This window comes from Paralcaligenes ureilyticus (assembly GCF_004346225.1).
Taxonomy (GTDB): domain Bacteria; phylum Pseudomonadota; class Gammaproteobacteria; order Burkholderiales; family Burkholderiaceae_B; genus Paralcaligenes; species Paralcaligenes ureilyticus.
Window position 1 is genome coordinate 386,596 of sequence record NZ_SMAJ01000003.1, and the last position, 24,293, is coordinate 410,888.

The 24,293-nt window shown below is 58.2% G+C and carries 23 protein-coding genes; 15 read left to right on the top strand and 8 right to left on the bottom strand.

Going from position 1 to position 24,293, the window contains the following annotated elements:
- Positions 1-80 precede the first annotated feature (80 nt).
- Positions 81-2,087, top strand: coding sequence for a bifunctional DedA family/phosphatase PAP2 family protein (locus EDC26_RS06380; protein WP_132580569.1), 2,007 nt, complete (start codon positions 81-83; stop codon positions 2,085-2,087).
- Positions 2,088-2,118: 31 nt separating this feature from the next.
- Here EDC26_RS06380 and EDC26_RS06385 read toward each other — a convergent pair whose 3' ends face one another.
- Positions 2,119-2,544 (bottom strand): Lrp/AsnC family transcriptional regulator, encoded by a 426-nt coding sequence (locus tag EDC26_RS06385; RefSeq protein WP_132580571.1) that lies wholly within the window; start codon positions 2,542-2,544, stop codon positions 2,119-2,121.
- A 160-nt stretch (positions 2,545-2,704) separates the two neighbouring features.
- Between EDC26_RS06385 and EDC26_RS06390 the strand changes: the two genes are divergently transcribed.
- Positions 2,705-3,823, top strand: coding sequence for an ornithine cyclodeaminase (locus EDC26_RS06390; RefSeq protein WP_132580573.1), 1,119 nt, complete (start codon positions 2,705-2,707; stop codon positions 3,821-3,823).
- Positions 3,823-4,746, top strand: coding sequence for an arginase (gene rocF, locus EDC26_RS06395; protein ID WP_132580575.1), 924 nt, complete (start codon positions 3,823-3,825; stop codon positions 4,744-4,746). The genes EDC26_RS06390 and rocF overlap by 1 nt, the downstream gene beginning before the upstream one ends.
- Before the next feature lie 91 nt (positions 4,747-4,837).
- Here the strand turns inward: rocF and EDC26_RS06400 are convergent, their stop codons facing one another.
- The gene (locus EDC26_RS06400) at positions 4,838-5,686 is read right to left on the bottom strand and encodes a 4'-phosphopantetheinyl transferase family protein (protein ID WP_132580577.1); all 849 of its coding nucleotides are present in this window, start codon (positions 5,684-5,686) and stop codon (positions 4,838-4,840) included.
- Positions 5,687-5,698: 12 nt separating this feature from the next.
- Positions 5,699-6,688: an LLM class flavin-dependent oxidoreductase gene (locus tag EDC26_RS06405; protein WP_132580579.1), complete on the bottom strand. Its 990-nt coding sequence runs from the start codon at positions 6,686-6,688 to the stop codon at positions 5,699-5,701.
- 96 nt (positions 6,689-6,784) lie between these two features.
- On the opposite strand from EDC26_RS06405, the gene EDC26_RS06410 reads away from it, so the two are divergent.
- The 6 genes from EDC26_RS06410 (at position 6,785) to EDC26_RS06435 (ending at position 13,215) form a co-directional block, all read left to right on the top strand.
- Positions 6,785-7,408, top strand: a complete 624-nt coding sequence (locus EDC26_RS06410) for a class I SAM-dependent methyltransferase (RefSeq protein WP_132580581.1) — start codon at positions 6,785-6,787, stop codon at positions 7,406-7,408.
- A gap of 416 nt (positions 7,409-7,824) precedes the next feature.
- On the top strand, positions 7,825-9,468 hold the full coding sequence (locus tag EDC26_RS06415) for a 3-(methylthio)propionyl-CoA ligase (RefSeq protein ID WP_132580583.1): 1,644 nt from the start codon (positions 7,825-7,827) through the stop codon (positions 9,466-9,468).
- A gap of 1 nt (position 9,469) precedes the next feature.
- Positions 9,470-10,303, top strand: a complete 834-nt coding sequence (locus EDC26_RS06420) for a mechanosensitive ion channel family protein (RefSeq protein WP_132580585.1) — start codon at positions 9,470-9,472, stop codon at positions 10,301-10,303.
- 677 nt (positions 10,304-10,980) lie between these two features.
- Positions 10,981-11,883, top strand: coding sequence for a tripartite tricarboxylate transporter substrate binding protein (locus tag EDC26_RS06425; RefSeq protein ID WP_243700817.1), 903 nt, complete (start codon positions 10,981-10,983; stop codon positions 11,881-11,883).
- A gap of 22 nt (positions 11,884-11,905) precedes the next feature.
- Positions 11,906-12,580, top strand: coding sequence for a 3-oxoacid CoA-transferase subunit A (locus tag EDC26_RS06430; RefSeq protein ID WP_132580589.1), 675 nt, complete (start codon positions 11,906-11,908; stop codon positions 12,578-12,580).
- The gene (locus EDC26_RS06435) at positions 12,577-13,215 is read left to right on the top strand and encodes a 3-oxoacid CoA-transferase subunit B (protein WP_132580591.1); all 639 of its coding nucleotides are present in this window, start codon (positions 12,577-12,579) and stop codon (positions 13,213-13,215) included. Before EDC26_RS06430 ends, EDC26_RS06435 begins: the two co-directional genes overlap by 4 nt.
- A gap of 122 nt (positions 13,216-13,337) precedes the next feature.
- Here EDC26_RS06435 and cysE read toward each other — a convergent pair whose 3' ends face one another.
- The gene (gene cysE / locus EDC26_RS06440) at positions 13,338-14,261 is read right to left on the bottom strand and encodes a serine O-acetyltransferase (protein ID WP_132580593.1); all 924 of its coding nucleotides are present in this window, start codon (positions 14,259-14,261) and stop codon (positions 13,338-13,340) included.
- Between the two features lie 12 nt (positions 14,262-14,273).
- Complete coding sequence (locus tag EDC26_RS06445; protein WP_132580595.1) at positions 14,274-15,047, bottom strand: RNA methyltransferase; 774 nt, start codon at positions 15,045-15,047, stop codon at positions 14,274-14,276.
- A 105-nt stretch (positions 15,048-15,152) separates the two neighbouring features.
- On the opposite strand from EDC26_RS06445, the gene EDC26_RS06450 reads away from it, so the two are divergent.
- The 3 genes from EDC26_RS06450 (at position 15,153) to EDC26_RS06460 (ending at position 18,482) form a co-directional block, all read left to right on the top strand.
- Entirely contained in the window at positions 15,153-15,944 is a 792-nt protein-coding gene (locus tag EDC26_RS06450) for an inositol monophosphatase family protein (RefSeq protein ID WP_132580597.1), read from the top strand.
- Positions 15,945-16,028: 84 nt separating this feature from the next.
- Positions 16,029-17,597, top strand: a complete 1,569-nt coding sequence (locus EDC26_RS06455) for a TerC family protein (RefSeq protein ID WP_132580599.1) — start codon at positions 16,029-16,031, stop codon at positions 17,595-17,597.
- Between the two features lie 27 nt (positions 17,598-17,624).
- A complete protein-coding gene (locus EDC26_RS06460; RefSeq protein ID WP_132580601.1) occupies positions 17,625-18,482 on the top strand; it encodes an undecaprenyl-diphosphate phosphatase in 858 nt (285 codons plus the stop codon).
- Between the two features lie 280 nt (positions 18,483-18,762).
- On the opposite strand, the gene EDC26_RS06465 is transcribed toward EDC26_RS06460, so the two are convergent.
- From EDC26_RS06465 to EDC26_RS06475, 3 genes are all read right to left on the bottom strand, one after another.
- Positions 18,763-19,536, bottom strand: coding sequence for a UDP-2,3-diacylglucosamine diphosphatase (locus EDC26_RS06465; RefSeq protein WP_132580603.1), 774 nt, complete (start codon positions 19,534-19,536; stop codon positions 18,763-18,765).
- Complete coding sequence (locus EDC26_RS06470) at positions 19,529-20,038, bottom strand: peptidylprolyl isomerase (protein ID WP_132580810.1); 510 nt, start codon at positions 20,036-20,038, stop codon at positions 19,529-19,531. The genes EDC26_RS06465 and EDC26_RS06470 overlap by 8 nt, the downstream gene beginning before the upstream one ends.
- Before the next feature lie 176 nt (positions 20,039-20,214).
- A complete protein-coding gene (locus EDC26_RS06475) occupies positions 20,215-20,997 on the bottom strand; it encodes a tetratricopeptide repeat protein (protein ID WP_243700808.1) in 783 nt (260 codons plus the stop codon).
- Positions 20,998-21,181: 184 nt separating this feature from the next.
- Here EDC26_RS06475 and cysS point away from each other — a divergent pair, with 184 nt between their 5' ends.
- Genes cysS through EDC26_RS06490 form a run of 3 tightly spaced genes read left to right on the top strand, consistent with a single transcriptional unit; the run spans position 21,182 to position 24,291 of the window.
- Positions 21,182-22,630, top strand: a complete 1,449-nt coding sequence (gene cysS, locus EDC26_RS06480) for a cysteine--tRNA ligase (RefSeq protein WP_132580605.1) — start codon at positions 21,182-21,184, stop codon at positions 22,628-22,630.
- A 16-nt stretch (positions 22,631-22,646) separates the two neighbouring features.
- On the top strand, positions 22,647-23,291 hold the full coding sequence (locus EDC26_RS06485; protein WP_425012374.1) for a DNA-3-methyladenine glycosylase family protein: 645 nt from the start codon (positions 22,647-22,649) through the stop codon (positions 23,289-23,291).
- A 34-nt stretch (positions 23,292-23,325) separates the two neighbouring features.
- Complete coding sequence (locus tag EDC26_RS06490; RefSeq protein ID WP_132580609.1) at positions 23,326-24,291, top strand: acetyl-CoA carboxylase carboxyltransferase subunit alpha; 966 nt, start codon at positions 23,326-23,328, stop codon at positions 24,289-24,291.
- Positions 24,292-24,293 lie beyond the last annotated feature (2 nt).

Here is a 24,293-nt window from a genome sequence, read left to right on the forward strand (position 1 = left end):
GGGCGCCGAGGTCGCGTCGGGCGGGTTATGGGATACAGTACCGTGCGGGAGTACCCCGCCCTGGTAGCGCGGAGGATGTTGTGGGATCGTATTTGCAGGCGCTGATCGATTATTTTTCAATCCATCCGTATCTGGCCATGGCTGGCGTTTTTGCTGCATCGGCGCTTGAGGCGGTCGCAGTTATTGGCACCTTTATCCCCGGCAGCTCAATCGTATTCGCGGGTGGCGTACTCATAGGCCTTAACGCGCTCGATCTATGGTGGACGACGGCCCTTGCCATAGTGGGCGCAATCCTGGGCGACGGGTTAAGTTATTGGGTGGGCCACCATTACCGCGAGTCGATACGCACGGTCTGGCCTATCAAGAATCACCCTGAATTGTTTGTCCGCGGCCAGGAGTATTTCTCCAAAAATGGTGGCAAAAGCGTTTTCTTCGGCCGTTTTCTGGGACCCGTGCGCGCCATTGTGCCGGTGACGGCAGGCATGGCCGGCATGTCTGTGCCCCATTTTTTTCTCATGAATGTGTTGTCGGCCGTGGTCTGGGCGGTTGCCCATATCATTCCGGGCGTACTGTTTGGCGCATCGCTGCAAATTGCGGGGGCAGTGAGCTCTCGTCTGCTTATCCTGCTGCTTATTATTGCGGTATTTTTGTGGGTGGTGGTCAAGTGCGCGAAGTTCGCGCACACCTACGGCTGGACGCGCGTCAAGTCCTTGCGTGATCGCATGGTGTCATATGCTCGCGGTAAAACAGGGGTTGTTTCGCGTATTACCTTGTCCTTGTTTGATCCGGCCAAAGCCGAGTCTCAGGCTTTGCTTTTTGCGGCTTTTCTGTTGATTGGCGGTAGCTGGCTGTTTTTGGGCATAGTGAAGGGCATCATTTCCAGCGACGCGCTGGTCCAGTTCGATCAAGCCATTTATATTTTCCTGCAAGAGCTGCGCACGCGATGGGGAGACAGCTTCATGGTGGGCGTTGCCGAAGTGGGCGGCCCCGTCGGAACGGCGCTGCTGGTGCTCGTGGTGTCTTTGCTTTTTGCGTTCAAACGCCGTTGGCGCACGCTGGCTTACTGGGTGGCGGCGGCCGGCTTCGCCGAGGTTCTTGTCTGGACGCTGAAATATACGCTGAACCGCGTCAGCCCAACGAATATTTATACCGGTGTCGATCAATTTTCCTTTCCAGGCGCGCACACCACATTGAGTATCGTGATGTACGGCTTTCTGGCATTTTTGATGGGGCGTGGAAAATCCGACAAGAAAAAAATCCTGATTACCTTGTTGGTTACGATATTGATTGCGTTGGTTGAGTTCTCCCGGCTGTATCTGGGGGTGCGCTGGTTCTCCAATGTGTTGGGAAGTCTGAGCCTGGGTTTGATCTGGTTGGCGTTGCTCAGTATTGCCTACATTCATCATTTGCCCATCGAGCGTTTTCGCACGTGGCCGTTTTCGCTGGCGATCGTACTGGTGCTGGGGTTGTCGGGCAGCTTTTATATTGGACCGCGGCATCACGCCGATGTCATGCGCTATGCCTATCGTCCTCAAATGACAACCATGTCGCTTTCGGGCTGGGAGGATGGTGGATGGCTCCAGTTGCCTTTCGCGCGCTCGGAATTAAGTGGCGAATTCGAAGAGCCTTTATCGGTTCAGTGGGCGGGGACAGCCGGGCAAATCGGCCGCACGATGATGCGGGCCGGCTGGCAAGCGCCCGAGCCTTGGGGCTCAAGAGCCACTTTGCTGTGGCTTTTGCCCAATACCTCCATCGCCGAGATCCCGGTATTGCCAAAATTCGACCACGGCCGGGAACAAAAAATCACCTTTACCAAAGCTATCGGTTCGCAGGAGCGCATCGTGCTTCGGCTCTGGCGGTTTCATTATCAGATAGAGACCGCAGGGGGAGGCGCTACGCAACCGCTCTGGAGCGGCATGGTCACGATTGAGCATCTGCAGCATCCATTGGGCCTGGTCACCATTGCAAGAACCCAGGCCGATTTCACCCGGCCGCAGCAGCTTCTGGTGCAGGATTTGCAGGGGCAGCCTGTGTCGGTAGTCGAGCGTGCCCGCCGGGGCATTAACGTTTTGTTGGTTTGGCGGTAATGGCACCCACAAGGGGTGCCGCTACAAATCGTCACGACAAGCGGTAGGTCTGCAGATGAAAACTGGTTTCGGTATTGCTGATGCCGCGAATCAGGCGGATGCGTTCCAGCACTTGAGACAGTTCGGAGAGATTTTGCGCGCGCAATTCAGCCAATAGATCCCAGCGGCCGTTAGTGTCGTGCAGTACGGCGACTCCGGGCTCGCCCATCAGGCTGGCAATCACCAGCCGGGTTTCGTTGCCTTCGATGGCAATACTCATCCATGCGCGAATTTCATTGGGTTGCACGTCGGGTCGCAGGCGCACGGTGTAGCCCACGATAATGCCGGCATCTTCAAGCTTGGCAATGCGGTTGGTAATCGTGCCGCGCGATACGCCCAATTTTTTAGCCAGAGTGGCCACGTTGATACGTGCGTTTTTACGCAAATATGAAATAAGAGCCTGATCGGTCGCGTCCATATAGCCATATTGCCATAAATTATTGACTAAATGGTAAAAAATTGCTGAAAAGATAGCATTATTGACGATATACATTGAGTCGTGTGTACGTCAAACTCACAGTGCCATTTGTTCAACGCCGTTGCCGGCGGATCTGATTTTTCTTGCCAGGAGGCAGCCTATGACTTATCGACTCAACCCCCGAGCGGCCGTATCCGTCAAAACGCGGTTTTTGAATTGCCGCGATATTGCAGCCATTGTGCACAAGCAGGGCCTGGAGTTTTGTTTTGCGCAATTACTTCAATACCTGCGCGCCGATTATTTGCGTTGGGGCGCTTTCGACAAATCGGCACGTATCGCAAAGTATTCTCGGCTGGGCGTGATTGAGCTTATGCCGATCGCCGACGATAAGACCTATGGTTTTAAATGCGTCAACGGCCATCCCGGCAATACCGCTCTTGGTTTGCCGACGGTGATGGCTTTTGGGGCATTGGCCGATGTAGATAGCGGAGCGGTCGAGTTGATCAGCGAACTGACGCTGACGACGGCGTTGCGCACGGCGGCAACCTCGGCCATGTTCGGCCGGGAGCTGGCCCGGCCCGACAGTCGGTGCATGGCGCTGATCGGCAACGGTGCGCAGGCTGAATTCCAGGCGCTGGCATTTCATTATTTGTTGGGCATAAATGAATTTCGCCTCTTTGATGTCGATGTCCGGGCAACCGAGAAACTCGTGCGCAATTTGCATGGTGACGGGCTGATGCTTTCGGTTTGCGACAGTGTTGCCCAGGCTGTTCACGGTGCCGATATCGTTACTACCGTTACCGCCAACCGCGCTCATGCGAGCGTTTTGACGGCAGAGATGATCGAGCCCGGTATGCATATCAATGCCGTTGGGGGCGATTGTCCGGGCAAGACCGAGCTCGACCCTGCCGTGTTGGCGCTCGGTCCGGTTTTTGTCGAGTACGAACCGCAAACACGTGTCGAAGGTGAGTTGCAGCGCATGCCGGCCGATTTTCCGGTTACCGAGTTCTGGCAGGTGCTTCAAGGCACTATGCCGGGCCGTACCCGTCCCGGTCAGATTACTGTATTTGATTCAGTTGGCTTTGCGCTTGAAGATTTTTCGGCATTACGTTTTGTGCGCGATATGGCGTATAAACTCGATATTGGCGAATTCATCGAGATTGTGCCCGATTTGAGCGACCCCAAAAATTTGTTTGGCATGATTCGCCCGGGTGTTGCTCCGGTTGTGAACCCACTGGCCGGGTCTGCGCAACCCCAGATGGAAGAGGAATTGGGTTAATGGCGGAAAAGCAGAAGACAGTCAGCCTGATTGGCGCTCCGACCGATGTGGGGGCCAGCCGCCGTGGCTCCAGCATGGGCCCGGAGGCGTTGCGCGTGGCGGGTATCGCGCAGGCGCTTGGCCGTCTTGGCGTACCGGTGCGAGATTGCGGCAATATCAGCGGCCCGGCCAATCCCTCTCTGCCCCCGGTCGACGGCTTTCGTCATCTGAATGAGGTCGTGCAATGGAATCACCTGTTGCATGACGCTGTTTATACAGAGCTGTCGAAGGGCCGCTTGCCCTTGGTTCTGGGCGGAGATCATTGTCTGGGTATCGGTTCAATCAGTGCCGTGGCCCGCCGTTGCCGCGAGCAGGGTCGGTTGTTGAGGGTGCTTTGGCTGGATGCGCATGTCGATTTCAATACGGCTGCCATTACGCCGTCCGGGAACGTCCATGGTATGCCGGTTGCCTGCCTGTGCGGCTACGGTCCTGAAAAACTCGTGCGGATGAGCGGGCATGTTCCCGCTCTGTCGTCCGAGCAGATTCGCCAGGTCGGCGTCCGTAGCGTCGACGAGGGCGAGAAACGATTGGTGCACGAGGCGGGCATCGAAGTCTTCGATATGCGTGCCGTCGACGAACTGGGTATGCGTCAGGTGATGCGGTCGGCGCTGCGTGATATCGACGATGGGGTGCATTTGCACGTCAGCTTCGACGTGGACTTCCTGGATCCGGACATCGCTCCCGGCGTGGCAACCACCGTACGTGGCGGGCCTTCTTATCGCGAGGCCCAGTTGTGCATGGAAATGCTGGCCGATACGGGCTGCCTGTCTTCGCTGGATATTGTGGAGCTCAATCCCGCGTTTGATGTGCGCAACCAGACCGCCGAGCTTGCCGTCGACCTGATTGAAAGCCTGTTTGGCAAAAGCACGTTGATGGGCAGGTGATGGGGGGAGATGGCACCCACGAGGGGTGCCGCTACAAATACGTATCCGCCCCCGCAAATACGTATCTGCCGCCACAAATACGTATCTGTTGCTAATGTAGCGGCACCCCTTGTGGGTGCCAGGTTTTTTGCACGACACGAATCCCGCGCGCAGGCGCCGCCAGTGCGGCGGCATACTCAGCAGCGGCATCCAGCGCAACGAGCGTCCAGTCTTGCGGCCTGCCGTACATTTCAGGAATTTCCAGCAGTGTTGCGGGCAGGCCAGGCTCGAAGCTCACCCCCAGCGTGTTCAATTCCATCAACAAACCCTGTCCTATTGCCTTTGCGACAGCTTCCTTGCGGGTCCATAGTACGTAAAATGCGCGGATTCGCATCTCTTCAGAAAGCAACTGCCAGCGTTCTTTTTCCGTTGGCGAAAGAATCATGTCAACCAACGCTTGCCGTTCATCCAGCGGCCGGAGCAGCTCAATATCCACACCGACTTGCACATCGCGTGCGATCGCAATAAGCGCTTGGTCACCAGCGTGTGCGACGTTAAAGCGTACGGTGTGCTCCATGGGTTGGCCCTTGGTTTGATCGCTTGCGTGTGCGACGTCGGCGGATACATCGTCAGGGTGCATCAGGCTTCGATCGCGTGAACGCGAAACGTCCGGGCGGTGCTCGAAAGGTGTGGCAGCCAGCTCCGGCTTGCCGGATTCGCTCAATGTGATGCGGCAGTGTTCGGGCGCCATATCCAGATAACATCCCAGTAGCCCCCGCAGCGCGCCTCGCGTCAGAATGAACTGCCGGCGCTGCTGGGCGAAGCGATATCGGTCGGCGCGGCGTATTTCCTCTTGCGACAGGCTGCACCGCAACTGTTCCAGTACCTTGGGAGGCTGTTCGAGCGGCAGCGTCCATACATGACAATCGTCAGAGGCAAGCTGGAAACCGGGCGCGGGCATGGTCGGCAAGCGTCAATTTAACGCAGCGTGTACATCCGCGACAATCTGGTACGAACGCAAACGGGCCCGGTGATCGAATATTTGTGAGGTGATCATCAGCTCGTCGGCGCCCGTGGCGGCGATGAATGCCTTTAATTGTTGTGCGACGGTTTCGGGCGAGCCGATAGCCGAACACGACAGGATCTGTTCGAGCAATGCGCGCCCCTGAGGGCCAATCCGGCTTAAGTAGTCGGGTTCGGGCGGCGGCAGTTGCGATGGACGGCCACTGCGGGAATTGACGAACGATTGTTGCGCCGATGTGGCAAGTTGCTGGGCATCCCCATCGGTATCGGCAGCAAAAGCATTGAAGCCCAGCATGACATAGGGCTTTTGCAGACGCGCGGACGGTTTGAAGTGACTGCGGTAAACCTCGATGGCCTGCATCATTTGCTGCGGCGCGAAGTGCGAAGCAAATGCGTACGGCAAGCCCAGCGCCGCCGCCAGTTGCGCGCCGAACAGGCTGGAGCCCAGTATCCACACGGGCACGTTCAGCCCTGTACCCGGAACGGCGCGTACGGCTTGTTGGGGTTCGGGTGAAAAATAATCCATTAGCTCCAGCACGTCCTGCGGGAATGCATCCGAGTCGGTCTCCAGTGTCCGGCGCAAGGCGCGCGACGTCGTTTGGTTGGAGCCTGGCGCGCGCCCAAGACCGAGATCGATGCGGCCGGGGTGGAGCGATGCCAGGGTACCGAACTGCTCGGCAATGACCAGCGGAGCGTGATTGGGAAGCATGATGCCGCCGGCGCCCACGCGTATCGTTGACGTGCCCGCGGCAATGTGGGCGATGAGCACGGCTGTCGCTGCGCTGGCGATGCCGGGCATGCCGTGATGCTCGGCCAGCCAGTATCGGTTAAAACCCAGGCGCTCGCCGAGCCGCGCAAGTTCGAGCGAGTTGCGAAATGATTGTGCCGCGTCGCTGCCTTCGGTGATGGGGGAGAGGTCAAGAATGGAAAAGGGAATCATGGGCGATGATGGTAACCGATTCGGCGCTTAAGGCCTGACGGCGTTACAGTGCGGTTAATCGGCCATTATATGGACGCATTGGGAATAATTCTTGATATGACGGATCCTGTGCAAAACATCAAGCGGGTCAGCGAAACGACTCTGGGCTACTACCGCCAGCGCGCCGAGAGTTTTCGCGAAGGAACGCGCGATCATGACGTGACGCAGAACATTGCCGCGCTGCTGCGACATATTGCCGCCGAACCTCCTTATCGTATTCTGGATTTTGGCTGTGGGCCTGGGCGTGACCTCAAGGCTTTTGTAAAGCTTGGGCATATCCCGGTTGGCCTGGACGGCACTGAATCGTTTGTGGCCATGGCCCGCGCCGAGTCGGGCTGCGAGGTCTGGCAGCAGGATTTTCTCAATCTCGATCTACCCGACGCGAGTTTCGACGGGGTGTTTGCCAACGCGTCGTTATTTCATGTGCCGACCGCATTGTTGCCGCAGGTGCTTGGGCAATTGCGGGCGACGCTAAAGCCGGGCGGCGTCTTGTTCAGTTCGAATCCTCGCGGACATAACGAAGAGGGCTGGAACGCAGGCCGATATGGCGTGTATCACGACCTGGAGTCCTGGCGTGCGGTCATGGTTGCGGCCGGATTTCTGGAGCTTGAACATTATTACCGCCCGGCGGGCCTGCCGCGCGAACAGCAGCATTGGCTGGCCAGCGTGTGGCGCAGGTGAAGTTGTCCATAGGCCAATTGACCTATGCCAAATGGCTTGGTTGATTTTCGCGCGATTTGTTTAATTCCCTGTTATTACAGAACTATTTCCAGTAATCACGAAGTTTTCCCGCCGCTTATCCACAATTTGAGTGGATAAGTCGGGAAGATCAGGCTTAGGGGCCGGGTAGCCTCGCCCATTGTCGCTGCTTCACTGTTTGAGCTAGGGGTAAGCCCTTGGTTTCAGAGAAATATCGGCCGATTCTGCTTGTTTGGGCGTTTTTCATCCGCCCGTAATAATTACTTGATCTGTAAGTGGTTTTACCAGTAGCGCCCAGCTTATCCGTTATGTTGTCCACAGTGGAAGTGGATAAGTACTTGTGCGCTTGGCTAATGAGCATAAGAATACAGATATTCAAACAAGCCGCTGGAGACAAGATGATGGAGATGGGCACCATGATGAATCAGCCTTTGCTGATTTCGTCGATTATTCGTTATGCAGCACGCTACGCTGCGACCCAGGAAGTCGTATCGCATTTGGGCTCGGGGCATATGCATCGCTACACCTATGCCCAGTGCGAGCAGCGTGCCCGCATGCTGGCAAGCGCCCTTGAACGTTCGGGGCTGGCCCGGGGCGAGCGCGTCGGCACCCTGGCGTGGAACTCGTACCGTCATCTGGAAATTTATTATGCGGCCTCCGGGATGGGGGCGGTGTGCCACACGATCAATCCGCGTTTGCATGTTGACCAGATCGCCTTCATTATTAACGATGCCAATGATCGCCGGGTTTTTTTCGATGCCGCGTTTTTGCCTTTGGTGCAGGTTTTGGCAGATCGGTGCAAGGCGGTGCAAGAATGGATCTTGCTTGAAGATACGACGGCGGCGGCCGATGCGGCCCAGTTCAAGGCGCGGGCCTACGAACCGCTGGTGCAGGAAGGCGACGCACAGTATGCCTGGCCCAGCTTTGATGAAAATGCGGCAGCGGGGCTTTGTTATACCTCGGGCACGACGGGGAACCCCAAAGGCGTGCTGTACTCGCACCGGTCGACTGTCCTGCACGCCTATGCGGCCTCTTTGCCCAATGCCATGGGCATTTCGGTGCAGGAGGTCGTGGCTCCGCTGGTCCCCATGTTCCACGTCAACGCCTGGGGCTTGCCCTATACGGCGCCTATGAACGGGGCCAAGCTGGTCTTGCCTGGAGCACAACTGGATGGGGAGACCCTATACAATCTGTTCGAGGCCGAGGGCGTGACCTTTTCGGCGGGTGTCCCATCGGTCTGGCAAGGCGTGTTGGCGCACATTCACAAGATCGATGGGCATTTCTCTTCGTTCAGGCGCGTGGTCATTGGCGGTTCAGCGTGCTCGGCATCCATGATTGCCGATTTCGAAACTTTCGGTGTAACCGTGCGCCACGCCTGGGGAATGACCGAAGTATCGCCGCTTGGAACGGTTTGTGTGCCTATGCCCAAGCACCAGGCGCTTTCCGACGCGCAGCAGGCGGCTATCGCCGCCAGGCAGGGCCGGGCCTTGTTCGGCATCGATATGCGGATTGCCGACGATCAGGGCAAGGAATTGCCCTGGGATGGTAAAACTTTCGGCAATCTGGAAGTGCGCGGCAACTGGGTGCTGGATTCTTATTTCGGTAGCGGCAAGTCGGCGCTGAGCCATGGTTGGTTTGGGACCGGCGACGTTGCCACGATCGATGCGGACGGCTATTTGCTTATCACCGATCGCAGCAAGGATGTCATCAAATCCGGCGGCGAATGGATTTCGTCGATCGAGATTGAAAATATCGCGATGGCGCATCCGTCTGTATTCCTGGCCGCTTGCGTGGCGGCCGCTCATCCCAAGTGGGACGAGCGGCCGATTCTTGTCGTTGTCAAAAAGCCGGGTGAGCAGGTCGACGCTGCCCAGTTGCTGCAGTTTTTTCAGGGCAAGGTTGCCAAGTGGTGGCTGCCCGACGCTGTGGTGTTTATTGACGAAATGCCGCTGACCGCGACAGGCAAGATGCAAAAGCGCGTATTGCGGGAGCGCTATCGCGACTATTTGCAAAATGGGGCGCAGACGGGCCACGCTGAATAGGATGAATAGCATGCATGAGTTTATGTCCTGGGTGGCCAGCCCGGACTCGATAGGCTTGAATCTCATCATCGCGCTGGCCATGCTGGTGGTGGGCTGGGCGGTTTCGGATGTTCTGGGTGCGGGGGTGCGCAAGGCCGCCGCCCGTTCATCGAGAATCGATCCGACCATTGTGCCTATCGTGCGTTCAATCGTGGTGTGGACGATACGCGGCTTTACCCTGATTGCGGTTCTCGCGCGGTTTGGCGTGCAAACGGCCAGCATTATCGCCGTTTTGGGCGCTGCCGGCCTGGCCATCGGTTTGGCCCTGCAAGGGACTTTGCAGAATATTGCGGCGGGCATCATGCTGCTGGCCTTGCGCCCCTTGCGGGCCGGCGAGTATGTCTCGGTGGTGGGCAAGGCCGATGGGACTGTTGAAGAGGTAGGTCTTTTTCTGACCCACTTTCGGCAATCCGACGGCATTCAGATTACCCTGCCCAATAGTCTGGTTTGGGGCAACCCTATCGTCAATTACAGCCGCAATGCCACGAGGCGTCTGGATTTCCAGGTGGGGGTCCGCTATGGCGACGATCTGGATCTGGCCGTGGAAACATTACGCGGGTTGATCGGGCATCATAAGCTGGCGTTGCCGGAACCCAAACCGCAAGTCATGGTCAATGAATATCGCGACAGTACGGTCATGATCAATATCCGCGTCTGGGCTCAAAGCAGCGATTACTGGGATCTGAATTTTGATCTGTATCAGTCGGCGCGCAAGGCGCTTGAAGATGTCGGCTTGCATTTGCCGATACCGGTGCGCGAGGTGCGAACCCTGACGTCAGGTGGTCAAGGCGCTTAGGGCATTTTCGGTTGAAGTGTTTACGGAACTGAACGTGTTTCGTGTCGCTGTTTTTTTGAGCCGTTTTGGTGTTTTGGGTGGGGGTAATTCTATTAAGACGCCGCAGGGCGAGGGGTGGGTACCGTCCGGTCCGTCCAGCGGTCGGGGCGCTGCGCGCTCCGACTGCCCGGGTCTGCCTCGTCCAGGCGGGCGTCGGGCGAACTCGCTACGCCTCGCACGCGAGGCTCCGCTCAAACAGCGCCCGCCGACACCCCCCGCCTTCCCTTCGTCAGCACCCGGCGCTGGCCGAATGACCGGACGGTACCCACCCCTCGCCCTGCGGCTGCGCTGGTGACATGCACCGGGGGATGTGTGCCGGTCCCGCCCCGGCCCCCATAGACGGCGTGTTCAGATACCAAAACGTCCAGCCATACACCAAAACATCCCGCACCGGATACCGTTTGGCCAAAAATGCGCTAGGCTGCCGCAGCGGGCGATATAGAATGTCGGTTGCTTGTGGGGCTATGTTTAAAATCGGTTTTTCCGGCCTATAGTTGTCAAATTAAAAAAAAGCATCCCATGCAGGGATGCTAAACCAGGAGAGGAATGTGGTGCTAAACAAGAAAATATCCGGTATCGCCAAGGCGTTGACCGCGGCAGTCGTTGTTTCAGGCGGGCTGGGTTTGTCCGCCGGCGCAATGGCCGCTTATCCCGATCATCCCATTCGGATGATCGTGGGCTTTTCGGCCGGGGGCACCACCGATGTGGTGGCCCGTATCGTGGCCAAGGAGATCAGCCAGGAGCTGGGTCAATCGGTGGTGGTTGATAATCGCCCAGGCGCAGGCAGCAATATCGGGACTGAAATGGCGGCCCGCGCTCAGCCCGACGGCTATACCCTGTATATGGTGGCGGTCACCAGCGCGATCAATCAAACCTTATACAAGAATATACATTTCAATCTGATCAAGGATTTTGCGCCGGTCGCCTTGGCGGCCAAGGTGCCCAACGTGCTGGTGGTCAATCCCCAGCTGCCTGTGCATAGCGTGAAAGAATTGGTCGCGTATGCTAAAGCACATCCGGGCAAGCTCAATTTTGCCTCGTCGGGCACGGGAACATCCATACATATGGCCGGCGAGCTGTTCAAACAATCGGCGGGTATCGACGTGCTGCACGTGCCCTACAAAGGTAGTGCGCCGGCCCTGACCGATCTGATGGGCGGTCAGGTTCAGTACATGTTCGACAATATGCCTTCGGCATGGCCTCATGTGCAGGCGGGCAAGCTGCGCGCCCTGGCGGTAACGACCGGCGATCGCTCCAAAACGGCGCCCGATCTGCCGACCATGCAGGAATCCGGCTTCCCCGGCTTTGACGTATCGTCGTGGTTTGGAGTGCTGGCGCCCAAGGGGACGCCGGCCGCCGTGGTGGACAAGCTGAATGCCGCCATCGAGAAGGGCTTGTACAAGAGCGACGTCCAGGCCCGCCTCAAGGGTCTGGGCGCCGTTACCGTCAAGACCACGCCGGCGGAGTTTGGCGAGTTCATTCAGTCCGAAGTGGTCAACTGGGCCAAGGTCGTCAAGGCATCCGGCGTTACCGTCGATTGATGATTCACAGGGTGTACGCCGCATGATTTCGAAACTATTCGCTGGCGTCCGGGATGCCGTTGCCGACATGCCGGACGGAGCCACCGTGATGGTGGGTGGCTTTGGGTTGGCCGGCCAGCCGGTGGAGCTGATCGATGCGCTGCTTGCTCAAGGGGCCCGGGATCTGGTCATTGTGAATAACAATGCGGGCAATGGCGATACAGGGTTGGCCGCCTTGTTGGCGGCGGGCCGGGTGCGCAAGGTCATCTGCTCGTTTCCGCGCCAGGTTGACTCGCATGTGTTCGACAGCTTGTATCGTGCCGGCAAACTGGAGCTCGAGCTGGTTCCTCAGGGCAATCTGGCCGAGCGCATACGTGCCGCCGGCGCAGGCATAGGCGGGTTTTACACACCCACCGGCGTGGGGACCTTGATGGCCCAGGGCAAGGAGCAGCGGCATATTAACGGCCGCGATTATTTGCTTGAATATCCGCTGCATGCCGATTACGCCCTTATCAAGGCCTTGCGCGCCGATCGATGGGGAAATTTGGTGTATCGCAAAACGGCACGCAATTTTGGGCCCATTATGGCGACGGCGGCCAGAGTGGCCATCGTTCAGGTCGGTGAAATCGTCGAACTCGGGGCGCTCGACCCGGAAAGCATTGTGACGCCGGGCCTGTTTGTGCAACGCGTGGTCGCCGTTGGCGGAGGGTTGAAATGAATCGTCTGAATCGCGAGCAAATGGCCGCGCGCGTGGCCCAGGACATCCCCGAAGGCAGTGTGGTGAATCTGGGGATAGGCTTGCCCACCCGCGTGGCCAGTTATTTGCCGGCCGATCGCGAGATCATGCTGCACAGCGAGAACGGGGTGATAGGCATGGGGCCGCCGCCGGCGCCCGGCGAGGAAGATCCCGATTTGACCAATGCGGGCAAGCAGCCCGTCACGCTGCTGGCAGGTGGGGCGTTTTTTCATCATGCCGATTCGTTTGCAATGATGCGTGGCGGGCATCTGGATGTTTGTGTGCTGGGCGCCTTCCAGGTGTCGCGCAGCGGCGACCTGGCCAATTGGCACACGGGCGAGCCCGATGCCATTCCGGCCGTCGGCGGCGCCATGGACTTGGCGACGGGCGCCAAATCGGTGTATGTGCTGATGGAATTGCTGACGCGCGGCGGCCAAAGCAAACTGGTCGAACGCTGTACGTATCCCTTGACGGGTGTAGGCTGCGTATCGCGTGTCTATACCGATGTGGCCGTGTTTGAGCTGAAGAACGGCCAGGTTATTTTGCTCGACGATCTGGCCGGCGCCGGCTTGGACGCCTATCGTAAATTGACCGGGCTGGATGTTGTTGCGGCGTGACGCGGGGCGATGGCACCCACAAGGGGTGCCGCTACAAAAACGTACCTGTAGCGGGTGTAGCGGCGGCCTTTGTGGCTGCCATTTCAATTAAAACCAGCCCTGTTTCTTTTAAAACCAACCCCTTATTCGACCATGCGATTGAGACGCTCGGCATCCAGCGGCGGCTGGCCGTTTTCGACACGCTGTCCCAGCTCTTCCATGGCCTTGCAAAGCTTGCCGATGCGCCGTTCCTGGCTGGCGGCGTGGTTAATCAGCTCGTGCAGCACCTTGGTGAGCGGGTCGTCGTTGTTCTGGTCGACCGCATACGGAGCAAACCCTCCGGCAGCGCGTCCGGCGTGTTCGTCGTGTTGGTTTCGAAGCAGGTCTTGCAAAGGCTGGGCGCTCCAGTCTGATTCGCAGGGCGAGGGCGCCGAGCGGGTGGTGTCTTCGCTGGCTGGATCGTGTGGGGTTTGGCCGAGCCCGGTTTGCGGCAAACTGCCGCTTGCGGCGTCTTGCGGCAGATCACGGTAGAGCTTGCCCTGGTCGGCGTCATGTTTGACGATGATGCGGGCCGGATTGCCCACGGCGGTCGCGCCGGCCGGAACGGGCTTGACCACCACGGCGTTCGATCCGATGTGAGCCTCGGCGCCCACGGTAAAGCCTCCCAGGATTTGCGCGCCGGCGCCCACCACCACGCCACGCTCCAGGGTAGGGTGGCGTTTTTCGCCTTTATACAGGCGTGTGCCGCCCAGAGTGACACCCTGATAAATCGTGCAGTCGTCGCCTATGACCGCTGTTTCGCCAATGACCACGCCAAACCCGTGATCGATAAATACCCGGCGGCCGATCTGGGCCCCCGGGTGGATCTCGATGCCGGTCAGCAGACGCCCTATATGAGATATGAAACGCCCCAGCCACAGCCAGTTGCGGCGCCATAGCGCATGCGCCAGGCGGTGTATCAGGATGGCGTGCAGCCCGGGATAGCAGGTCAGGATCTCGATGCGGCTGCGAGCGGCCGGGTCGCGCTCAAGAATGCAGGAGATGTCTTCGCGAAGTTGTGTCAGCATAATGGTGGAATTTTACCGTTTCCCGGCCGTCTTGATCATGGCCGTGCACAGGCCGCGCAACATATCGGCTTCGTCATTGGTTAGCGCATTGCGGGCCAGCATATGGCGCATGCGCGGCATCAGTTTTTTGGGGTGATGGGGGTCGAGAAACTGCACGCTGACCAGCGCCTGCTCCCAGTGTGCCATGAGTGCCTGGATTTTTTCCCCCGATGCCGGTTCGTTGCCGGTTTGCGGGTGGCCGTGGGTGACCGGCAGCAGGGGTAATGAGGCGTCAAGTGCGAGCGCATAACGCAGCTCCCATGCCGCCAATTGTAAAGCTTGGGCGACGTTGAGCGAGCTGTATTCCGGGTTGGCCGGAATATGGCAGATTCGCTGGCACAGGGCGATATCGTCATTGGTGAGCCCGGAGCGTTCGGTGCCCAGTACAATAGCGACTTGCCCTTCGGGGTGAAGGTTCAGATGCTCGCAGCTCAGGCCGGCGGCCTGGCGGATGTCGCAGGGCGGCGGCCCCAGCATCCGCGCCCGGGCCGTTAGCGCAAAGGCCATGGTAACCGGCGCGAGCGCCTGGGCCAGGGTGGGGACGATGGCCACCGAGGCAAGCACATCACCTGCGCCGCTGGCCAGCGAATGGGCTTCGGGCAGGTCGAGTACATCGGCGTAGCGCGGCGCCACCAGGCATAAATCGTGAAATCCCATTGTTTTGATGGCGCGTGCTGCGGCGCCGACGTTTCCGGGGTGGCTGGGGTGAACCATAATGAAGCGAACGCGTGAAAATGCCTGAGTCATTTAAAATAGCTGTTTTAGCGGTGCGGCCCGAGTTGTTCAGGCCTTGTTTATAGCCAGAAATGGCTAATTGTGTACCTTCGATCTTTTTGTTTAATACGGAATTTTATGCACCCGATGCTCAATACCGCCATTAAGGCGGCACGCCGTGCCGGCGCGATTATCAACCGCGCCAGTCTCGATCTGGAACGCTTGCAAGTAGCGCGCAAAGGGCCTAAAGATTATGTCACGGAAGTCGACCAAGCGGCGGAAGAGGCAATTATCGACATTTTACGCACGGCTTACCCGAGCCATGGTTTTCTGGGCGAAGAGTCAGGCACCCACCTGGCCCCGGGTCAAAACGCCGATGATTCGTGCGAATTCCAATGGATTATCGACCCGCTGGACGGCACGACCAATTTCATTCACGGTTTTCCCGTTTATGCGACATCAATAGCCCTGCTGCATCGCGGCCAGGTCACTCAGGCCGTGGTTTACGATCCGTCGCGCAACGAAATGTTCACCGCCAGCCGCGGTGGCGGCGCCTTTATGAATGATCGCCGTGTTCGTGTGTCGGGCCAAATCCGCTATCACGACGCATTGCTTAGCGCCCATGTGCCTGGTTCGGCCGGAGGCAATACGATATCGGGCCGTTTCACCGGCCTGCTGTCAGAATGCGCCAGCGCGCGCCGTGTCGGGTCGACCGTACTGGATTTGGCCTATGTGGCCAGTGGCCGCTTCGATGGTTTTTGCGGCGTTAACATAAAACCGTGGGATATGGCCGCGGGCAGCTTGCTGGTGCTTGAGGCTGGCGGCCTGATCGCCGATTTCGATGGCGAACAGGGCTGGATGGAAAGCGGCAATGTGCTGGCTGGCAGCCCCAAGATATTTACTCAGATGATGGCTCATATCCAGCCTTGAAATGGCCTGTGTGGCCTGTTGCCGCAAGCGCGTGCCACGCCAACCGGTGATAATCAATTTTTTTGCCATTAATGGAGCACCCTGATGGAGTGGATGCTGGACCCGTCGGCATGGGTCGGCTTGTTAACCCTGGTTGTACTTGAAATAGTCCTGGGGATTGATAATTTGGTTTTTATTGCCATTCTGGTGGAGAAACTGCCGCCAGCCTTGCGCGATCGCGCCCGGGTAATAGGGTTGTCGTTGGCGCTGCTCATGCGCTTGCTGTTGCTTGCGGTCATGTCGTGGCTGATCAAGCTGACCACGCCCTTGTTCTCGCTTGGCGGCCTGGGTTTTTCGGGGCGCGATCTGATCCTGATTGCGGGCGGCTTCTTCCTGATTTTCAAAGGCACGCTCGAGTTGCACGAGCGCATCGATGGCCGCACCGTGAATATGTCCGCCTCGCGCCTGCATGCAAGCTTTTGGGTGATCGTCACGCAAATCGTGATCCTCGATGCGGTGTTCTCGATCGACGCGGTGATTACCGCAGTGGGTATGGTCGACCATCTGGCCATCATGATGCTGGCCGTGACGATTGCCATAGGCATCATGCTGGTGGCGTCCAAGCCCCTGACGCATTTTGTCAATACACACCAAACTGTTGTCGTTCTGTGCCTGGGATTTTTGTTGATGATCGGCTTTTCGCTGCTGGCTGAAGGCTTCGACTTTCCGGTTCCCAAAGGCTATTTGTATGCCGCCATCGCGTTCTCGGTAGGCATTGAATTTCTCAATCAGCTGGCGCGGCGTAATCTGCGCCGCGCCGACGCGCGCCGGCCCATGCGTGAACGAACCGCCGAAGGCGTCATGCGCCTGCTGGGCAAACGCCCGATAGAGGGTCCGCTGCAGGAGACGCCGGTCTCGGAAGGACCGGTGCAAGGATTTGGCGTTGAAGAGCGCAATATGGTCAGCGGCGTGTTGACGCTGGCCGATCGCACGATTCATTCGATCATGACGCCGCGCTCCGATATTTCCTGGATCAATCTGGACGAGGACCCCATCGTTTTGCGCCAGCAAATATCCAAGGCGCCGCACAGTTTTTTCCCGGTATGCCGGGGCGAACTCGACGAGGTAATAGGGATAGGGCGCGACAAGGAAATGATTGCCGACCTGATTACCCATGGCAACATCAAGCTGTCGCGTTTGCGCGACCCCATCATTGTGCATGAGTCGATAGGCGTCCTGCGTTTGATGGAAACGTTGAAGCGCTCGCGTGGCCAGTTGGTGCTGGTGACCGATGAATTCGGTGAAATCGAGGGCGTCGTTACGCCTATCGATGTTTTCGAGACCATCGCCGGCGAATTTCCCGACGAAGACGAAACGCCCGACATTATTGCCGAAAGCGAGGATCGCTGGCGCGTCGATGGTGCGGCAGACTTGCATCATCTGGAGCAGGTCCTCAATACCGAAGGATTGGTTGATGAAGAAGAAGGCTATTCCACGCTGGCGGGCTATTTGCTGGAACGTTTCGGGCATTTGCCCGAGCCCGGGGATCTCTGTGAACTGAAGCAGCATTACGCCACGTTCGAGTTCAAAGTGCTGCGGTTGGATGGGCGCCGTATCGCGACCGTGCAGATTCGGCGCCTGCCTGTCATCAATGATGAATCCGAAGCCGATTAACCCTGCATTCACGTATCGCGAGTGTGTATGACCGACACCACTTTTTATTTCCTGAAAGCCCTGTTTTTGGGCATTGTCGAGGGTTTGACCGAGTTTATCCCCGTATCCAGCACGGCTCATTTGCTGCTGGTGGGCGAGTGGATTCATTTTTCATCGAACTCGGCCAAAGTGTTCGAAGTCGTGATCCAGTTCGGTTCGATTCTGGCGGTCATGTGGGTGTTTCGGGCGCGCTTGTGGCAGTTGATACGTGGCACCTTGGGGGGCACGCGTGCCGAACAGATGTTTATGCGAAACCTTCTGGTCGCCTTTTTGCCTGCGGCAGTGATAGGTGCTCTGACAATCAAATACATCAAGGCGTTGTTTCACCACCCCGCCGTTTTTGTCGTGACCCTGATCATCGGTGGCCTGATTATGCTGTGGGTCGAGCGCCGGCCGCATTTTTCCAAACAGGAGCTTGGCGCCGACGATAGCATGGCCAATCGGCATGTGTCGGCGCGCACGCTGGAAGAAATCACCTGGAAGCAGGCTTTGGTCGTGGGGTTTGCCCAGTGCCTGGCCATGGTGCCCGGCACTTCCCGTTCGGGCGCTACCATTATCGGCGGAATGATGGCGGGGATACAACGCAAGACGGCCACCGAATTCTCTTTTTTTCTGGCGATGCCTACGATGCTTGCGGCGACCGTCTACGATTTGTACAAGCATGGCGGCCTGTTGTCCAGCCAGGAAACCACCGCCATTGCTATCGGCTTGGTCGCGGCGTTTGTGAGTGCCCTGGTGGTGGTGCGCGCCGTTCTGCGCTTCGTTGGCAACCATACCTATCGTCCTTTTGCCTGGTACCGGATTGCGCTGGGGCTAGTGGTGCTGGTCTGGCTATCGTTTATTTAGAGCGTTTTTGGCCAAACGGTATGCGGCATGGGATGCTTGGGTATTTGGCTGGACGTATTGGTCTCTGAAGACGCCGTCTATGGGGGCCGGGGCGGGGCCGGCGTAAGGCGTGCTCCGGATGCCGACGAAGGGAAGGCGGGGGCTGCCGGCGGGCCATGTTTGAGGGTACCCACCCCTCGCCCTGCGGCGTCTTAATAGAATGACCTCATCACCCAAAACGGCTCAAAAAAAGCGCGATCGAAACGCGTTCAGTTCCGTAAGCACTTCAACCAAAAATGCCCTAGCGTGCCGGCGGGTAGCAAAATTGCGGGCCGTTCCGATTGACGCATAGCCAGCCGCCGCGCGGCGGTATTGCATGGTCGTAGTCCCAATCGGGCAACACGATCCGGGTGCAGGTTTGTGTGCCGATCTGTACGGAATGGAACGCCGGGCGGTGAGTGTGGCCGTGCACCATGGTGCGGATGCCCGTGGTGTTGAAAGCGTGTGCGATGGCGTTGGGCGCCACATCCATGATATGGGTTGCCTTATACCGATTGGCGGCCATGCTGCGGCTTCGCGCCCACAGGGCGATCTTGCGGCGCACGTTCAAACTCAATGACAGAAACAGGCGCTGTATTGCCCGGTTGCGCACAATGCGCCGAAAGCGCTGGTAGGCGTGATCGTCTGTACAGTATTCATCGCCGTGGCTAAGCAGTATGTCGCCGTGGTCGGTATCCAGGCAGCAGGCATCGGGCAGCAAATGGGCGCCCAGGTGTTTTGCCAATTCGGCGCCCATCAGAAAATCGCGGTTTCCCCGTCCTATCCAAAGCGGGATGGCTGCGGCGACCTGGCTCAGTTTTTGCAGGGTTTGCGCAAGCCATTGAGGCGGGGCAGCCAGCGCCAGATCGTCGCCTATCCAGGCATCGAAAATGTCGCCGCATAAAAGCAGGGAGTCGGCCTCGGTGCAGGCCTGATCGAGAAAGGCGTGAAAGGCGCGCTGTGTGGCGGGCGTTTGGGGCCCCAGATGAATATCCGAGGCAAGCCAGACTGAACCCGCAAGCCGCAGCTTATTCAATGACCGTGGCTTTCTCGATAACCACATCTTCAACGGGCACATCTTGGTGGAAGCCCTTGTTGCCGGTTTTGACGGCCTTGATCTTGTCGACCACATCGGTGCCTTCGACGACCTTGCCAAACACCGCGTAGCCCCAGCCGTTGGGTGTGGGCGCGGTGTAGTTCAGGAATTCGTTATTGGCGACATTGATAAAAAACTGTGCTGTGGCCGAATGCGGGTCGCTGGTGCGGGCCATGGCCAGTGTGTACATATCGTTTTTAAGGCCGTTGTTGGCCTCGTTGTCCACCGGCGCGTGGGTTTGTTTTTGTTTCATCCCTGGCTCGAATCCACCACCTTGAACCATGAAGTTGCTGATAACGCGATGGAAAATCGTGCCGTCGTAAAAGCCTTCGTTGACGTAGCTCAGGAAGTTGGCCACGGTTTTGGGAGCTTTTTCAGCATCCAGGGCAATAACCATATCGCCCATATTGGTGTGCAGTTTGACGCGAGGATTTGTGCTCATTACGGATTTGCCTTGAGTGGGGATTGAAGACGTTGCCTGCGCCGCGCCGCCCGATGCCAGGGCGAGCGACATTGCGCAAACAAAACTGAAAGTGCGGGCTGAATGGCTCAGGACGCGGGTAATAATGGATAAAATTTGCATTGAAGAGGTGTGGCTGTTCATAACGGTGATTCGGGTTATTTTTTCAGTATGGCCTGGGTCTGTTCGGCCTTGGCGCGGGCACTTGACTGACCCAATTTAGCGGCGTTGTCGAAAGATTGGCGGGCGAGCATAAGTTGCACTTGTCCCATATTGGCCTGGGCCACGGAATATTTGGGGTTGGCCGTCAGCGCCATGGTCAGCGCATCGCGGGCCATTTCCAGTTTGCCTTGTTTGATGTACAAGGCTGCCAGATTATTCCAGGGCTCGGGCAGCTCGGGGTAAAGCGTGGTCATGTCGCTATACATCTTGATGGCTTCGTTTGTGCGCCCAAGGGCCGCAAGCGCCCGTGCGTGTAGAAACAGCAATTGCACGTCGGTGCCTATCATTGCGCCGGCTTGCTCCTGCGCCTGGCGTTTTTCGATAATGTCCAGGGCCGCCTGATTGCGCCCCTGATTAAGCATGGTATTGATGCGATCGGTAATTTGCGATGCAGACAGCGGGATATCGGTGTCGACGCTGGGTGTCAGTGCCTGGAGCACATTGGCCAGGCCCTGCCAGCCGCCGTCTTTGGCAGGAGCCTCTTTAAACAGTTTGTCGCCGGGCGCGGCGCCGGCCCGATTGTCCAGGCGCACCGAGAGCGGCAGGGATTGCGGCACCATGGCTCGCGGACTACCCATGCCCGAGGGCGACATGGTCGCATCCAGGTTGACGTAAGGTTGCAGTCCGGCCACAGGCGTTTGGGCCGAGGCGGCGGCACCGGCGAGGCTGCCGGCCAGCAGGGCGAGGGTTGCAGAAAGACTACCTAGGGTTTGAAACACAGGCCACGTACCTATATCAATAAAGGGCTTAGTTTAGCGGGATCACGCGATGAATTTTTCGTGCTTGCTATACTTGTCGACCAACATTTTAGCCCGGCCCGACGCCCGATACGAGTTTTTGGCATTGAGTATGCGGCGGCTAAGGCGTTAAATCATAGTTTCATCAGAGATCCGCGACCCGCACATGCTGCACATTTATAACACCCTTTCTCGCCTCAAGGAGCCTTTGAAGACCATCGAGCCTGGTCGGGTTCGCATGTATGTTTGCGGAATGACAGTCTATGATTTCTGCCATTTGGGTCATGCACGCATGCTGGTCAGCTTCGACGTGGCGCAGCGCTGGCTGCGCGCCAGCGGCTATCAGGTCAATTATGTGCGCAATATCACCGACATTGACGACAAAATAATACGCCGGGCGGTGCAAACACATCGACGCCTGGGCGAGGTTACCGAGTTTTACATTGATGCCATGCATGCCGATGAGCGGGCGCTGGAGGTAGAGCCGCCCGATCATGAGCCGCGGGCGACGCAGCATGTGGGCGGCATGATCGAGATTATCAAGCGTCTGGAGGAAAAGGCTCTGGCGTATCAATCCGACGATGGCGATGTCAATTACGCGGTGCGGGCGTTTCCGGGTTACGGCAAATTGTCGGGGAAGTCCCTCGACGACCTGCGGGCCGGCGAGCGCGTGGCCGTGGCTACGGCGAAGCGGGACCCGCTGGATTTTGTCCTGTGGAAATCGGCCAAGGCCGACGAACCCCCCGAGTCCAAGTGGGAATCGCCCTATGGTCTGGGGCGCCCCGGCTGGCATATCGAATGTTCGGCCATGAGCAGGGAACTGCTCGGGCTGCCATTGGATATCCACGGCGGTGGTCCCGACCTTAAGTTTCCCCATCATGAAAACGAGATTGCCCAGTCCGAAGGGGCCTTTGGCGGTCAGCTTGCGCAAGTCTGGATGCATTGCGGCCCATTAATGGTGGACGCCGACAAAATGTCGAAGTCGCTGGGCAACTTTCGCACCATCAGGGAAACGATTTCTGGCGGCGCGCAAAGCCCGGATGACGCCGCGTCTTATCCGGTCAATCTGCGTGAGGCCCAGATGTTGCGCTTTTTTATTGTGCGCAACCATTATCGAAGCGTGCAGAATTACACGCCTGAAAACCTGCTCGACGCACAGAATGCGCTTGATCGTTTATATCAAACCTTGCAAAACGTGCCGCCCGTGCGGGTGAAGATTGATTGGGAGCAGCCAGCCGCGCACGCTTTTCGCGCGGCCATGGATGATGATTTCAACTCTTCGGGTGCGGTTGCGGTCCTGTTCGAGCTGGCTTCCGAAGCAAATAGAACCGGATCGGCCCAGGCATCGGGCTTGTTGCGCGAGCTAGGGAGTATCCTGGGGCTTCTGCAGTCCGACCCGGCTGCCTATTTGCAGACGTCGAGCCGTTACCAGCGAGGCGGCGCCGCCGCCGATACGCTCTCGAGCGAATCGATCCAGGCGTTGATCGACGCGCGCGCGGCCGCCAAGAAAGAGCGCAATTTTGCCCGCGCCGATCAGTTGCGTACCCAGTTGCGCGATGCCGGCATCGAGCTTGAAGATAAACCTGGCGGCGTCACACAATGGCGCCGCGCCTAAGGGGAGGGAAATGACGATTCAATCCGCAGGTACGGCGGCCGACAAGCCACATTTTTGGGATGAGGCTTCGGCGCATCTCATGAAGCGCGATCGCATATTAAGGAAGGTCATCCCCAAGCTGACGACCGAGTGGCTGGCTCCCAGGGCCACCCCATTCGTCACCTTGGCGCGTGCAGTCATCGGCCAGCAAGTTTCGGTCAAGGCGGCCGATTCGGTATGGGGGCGGTTTACGGCGCAGTGTGGCAGCCGGCTTACTCCCAACGCCGTTCTGGAGCTGGACGAAGGCGTTCTGCGCGAAACGGGCTTATCCAAGCGCAAGGCCGAATATATCCACGATCTGGCGCGTCACTTTGCCGAAAAGAGGATTCGCCCGGCGGCGTGGGCCACCATGGACGACGAGGCCGTTGTGGCTGAGCTGTGCGCGATTCGTGGCGTGGGGCGCTGGACAGCAGAGATGTTTCTGATCTTTAATTTGCAGCGCCCCGATGTTTTGCCGCTCGACGATGTCGGCTTGTTGCGGGCGATTTCGTTACACTATTTCAGCGGCGAGCCCGTTTCGCGTTTTGAAGCCCGCGAGGTGGCCGCCGCCTGGGCCCCGTGGCGCACCGTTGCCACCTGGTATTTATGGCGCAGCCTTGACCCCGTCGCCGTTCAGTACTAAACAGAGTTATTCAACCGTCCGGAAACCTGTATTTATGCGTAATACCTTCCTCGAATTTGAACAGCCCTTGGCCGAGCTTGAGAACAAGATCGAGCAGCTGCGTTTTGTTCAGACTGATTCGGCGGTGGATATCTCCGAAGAAGTGGGACGTTTGCAGCAAAAAAGCCAGACCCTGGCCAAGAACATCTATTCCAAGCTTACGCCGTGGCAAACCGCGCTGGTGGCGCGTCACCCCCAGCGGCCTTATACCTTCGACTATGTTCGAGAGATGTTCACCGATTTTCATGAATTGCATGGCGATCGCATGTATGCCGATGATCTGTCGATTGTCGGGGGGCCGGCGCGTTTCAATGGCACGCCCTGCATGGTGATTGGCCATCAAAAAGGGCGCGACACCAAAGAGCGTGCGATGCGCAACTTCGGAATGCCCCGCCCGGAGGGCTATCGCAAGGCCTTGCGCCTGATGCGCCTGGCCGAAAAGTTCCGGCTGCCGGTATTTACCTTTGTCGACACCCCGGGCGCCTATCCTGGCATAGGCGCCGAAGAGCGCGGCCAGTCTCAGGCCATCGGCCATAACCTTTATGCCATGGCGGAACTCAAAGTTCCCATTATTTCCACGATTATCGGCGAGGGAGGTTCAGGCGGCGCGCTGGCGATTGCGGTGGGCAATGTGGTCATGATGCTGCAATATTCGACTTATGCCGTGATTTCGCCCGAAGGCTGCGCCTCGATTCTATGGCGCAGCGCCGACAAGGCGCCGGTTGCCGCCGAGGCTTTGGCCATTACTGCGCCGCGCCTGAAAGAGCTGGGCCTGATCGATCGGATCGTCAATGAGCCGGTGGGCGGCGCCCATCGCGATCCCGTCATGATGGCGCGTCAACTTGGGCGCGCCTTGGCTGATTCGCTGCGCCAGCTGTCGGGTATGTCGGCCGAGCAATTGGTCGATCATCGTCTGCAGCGCTTGATGACCTATGGCCGCTTCCAGGAGACTCGTGCGTAGCA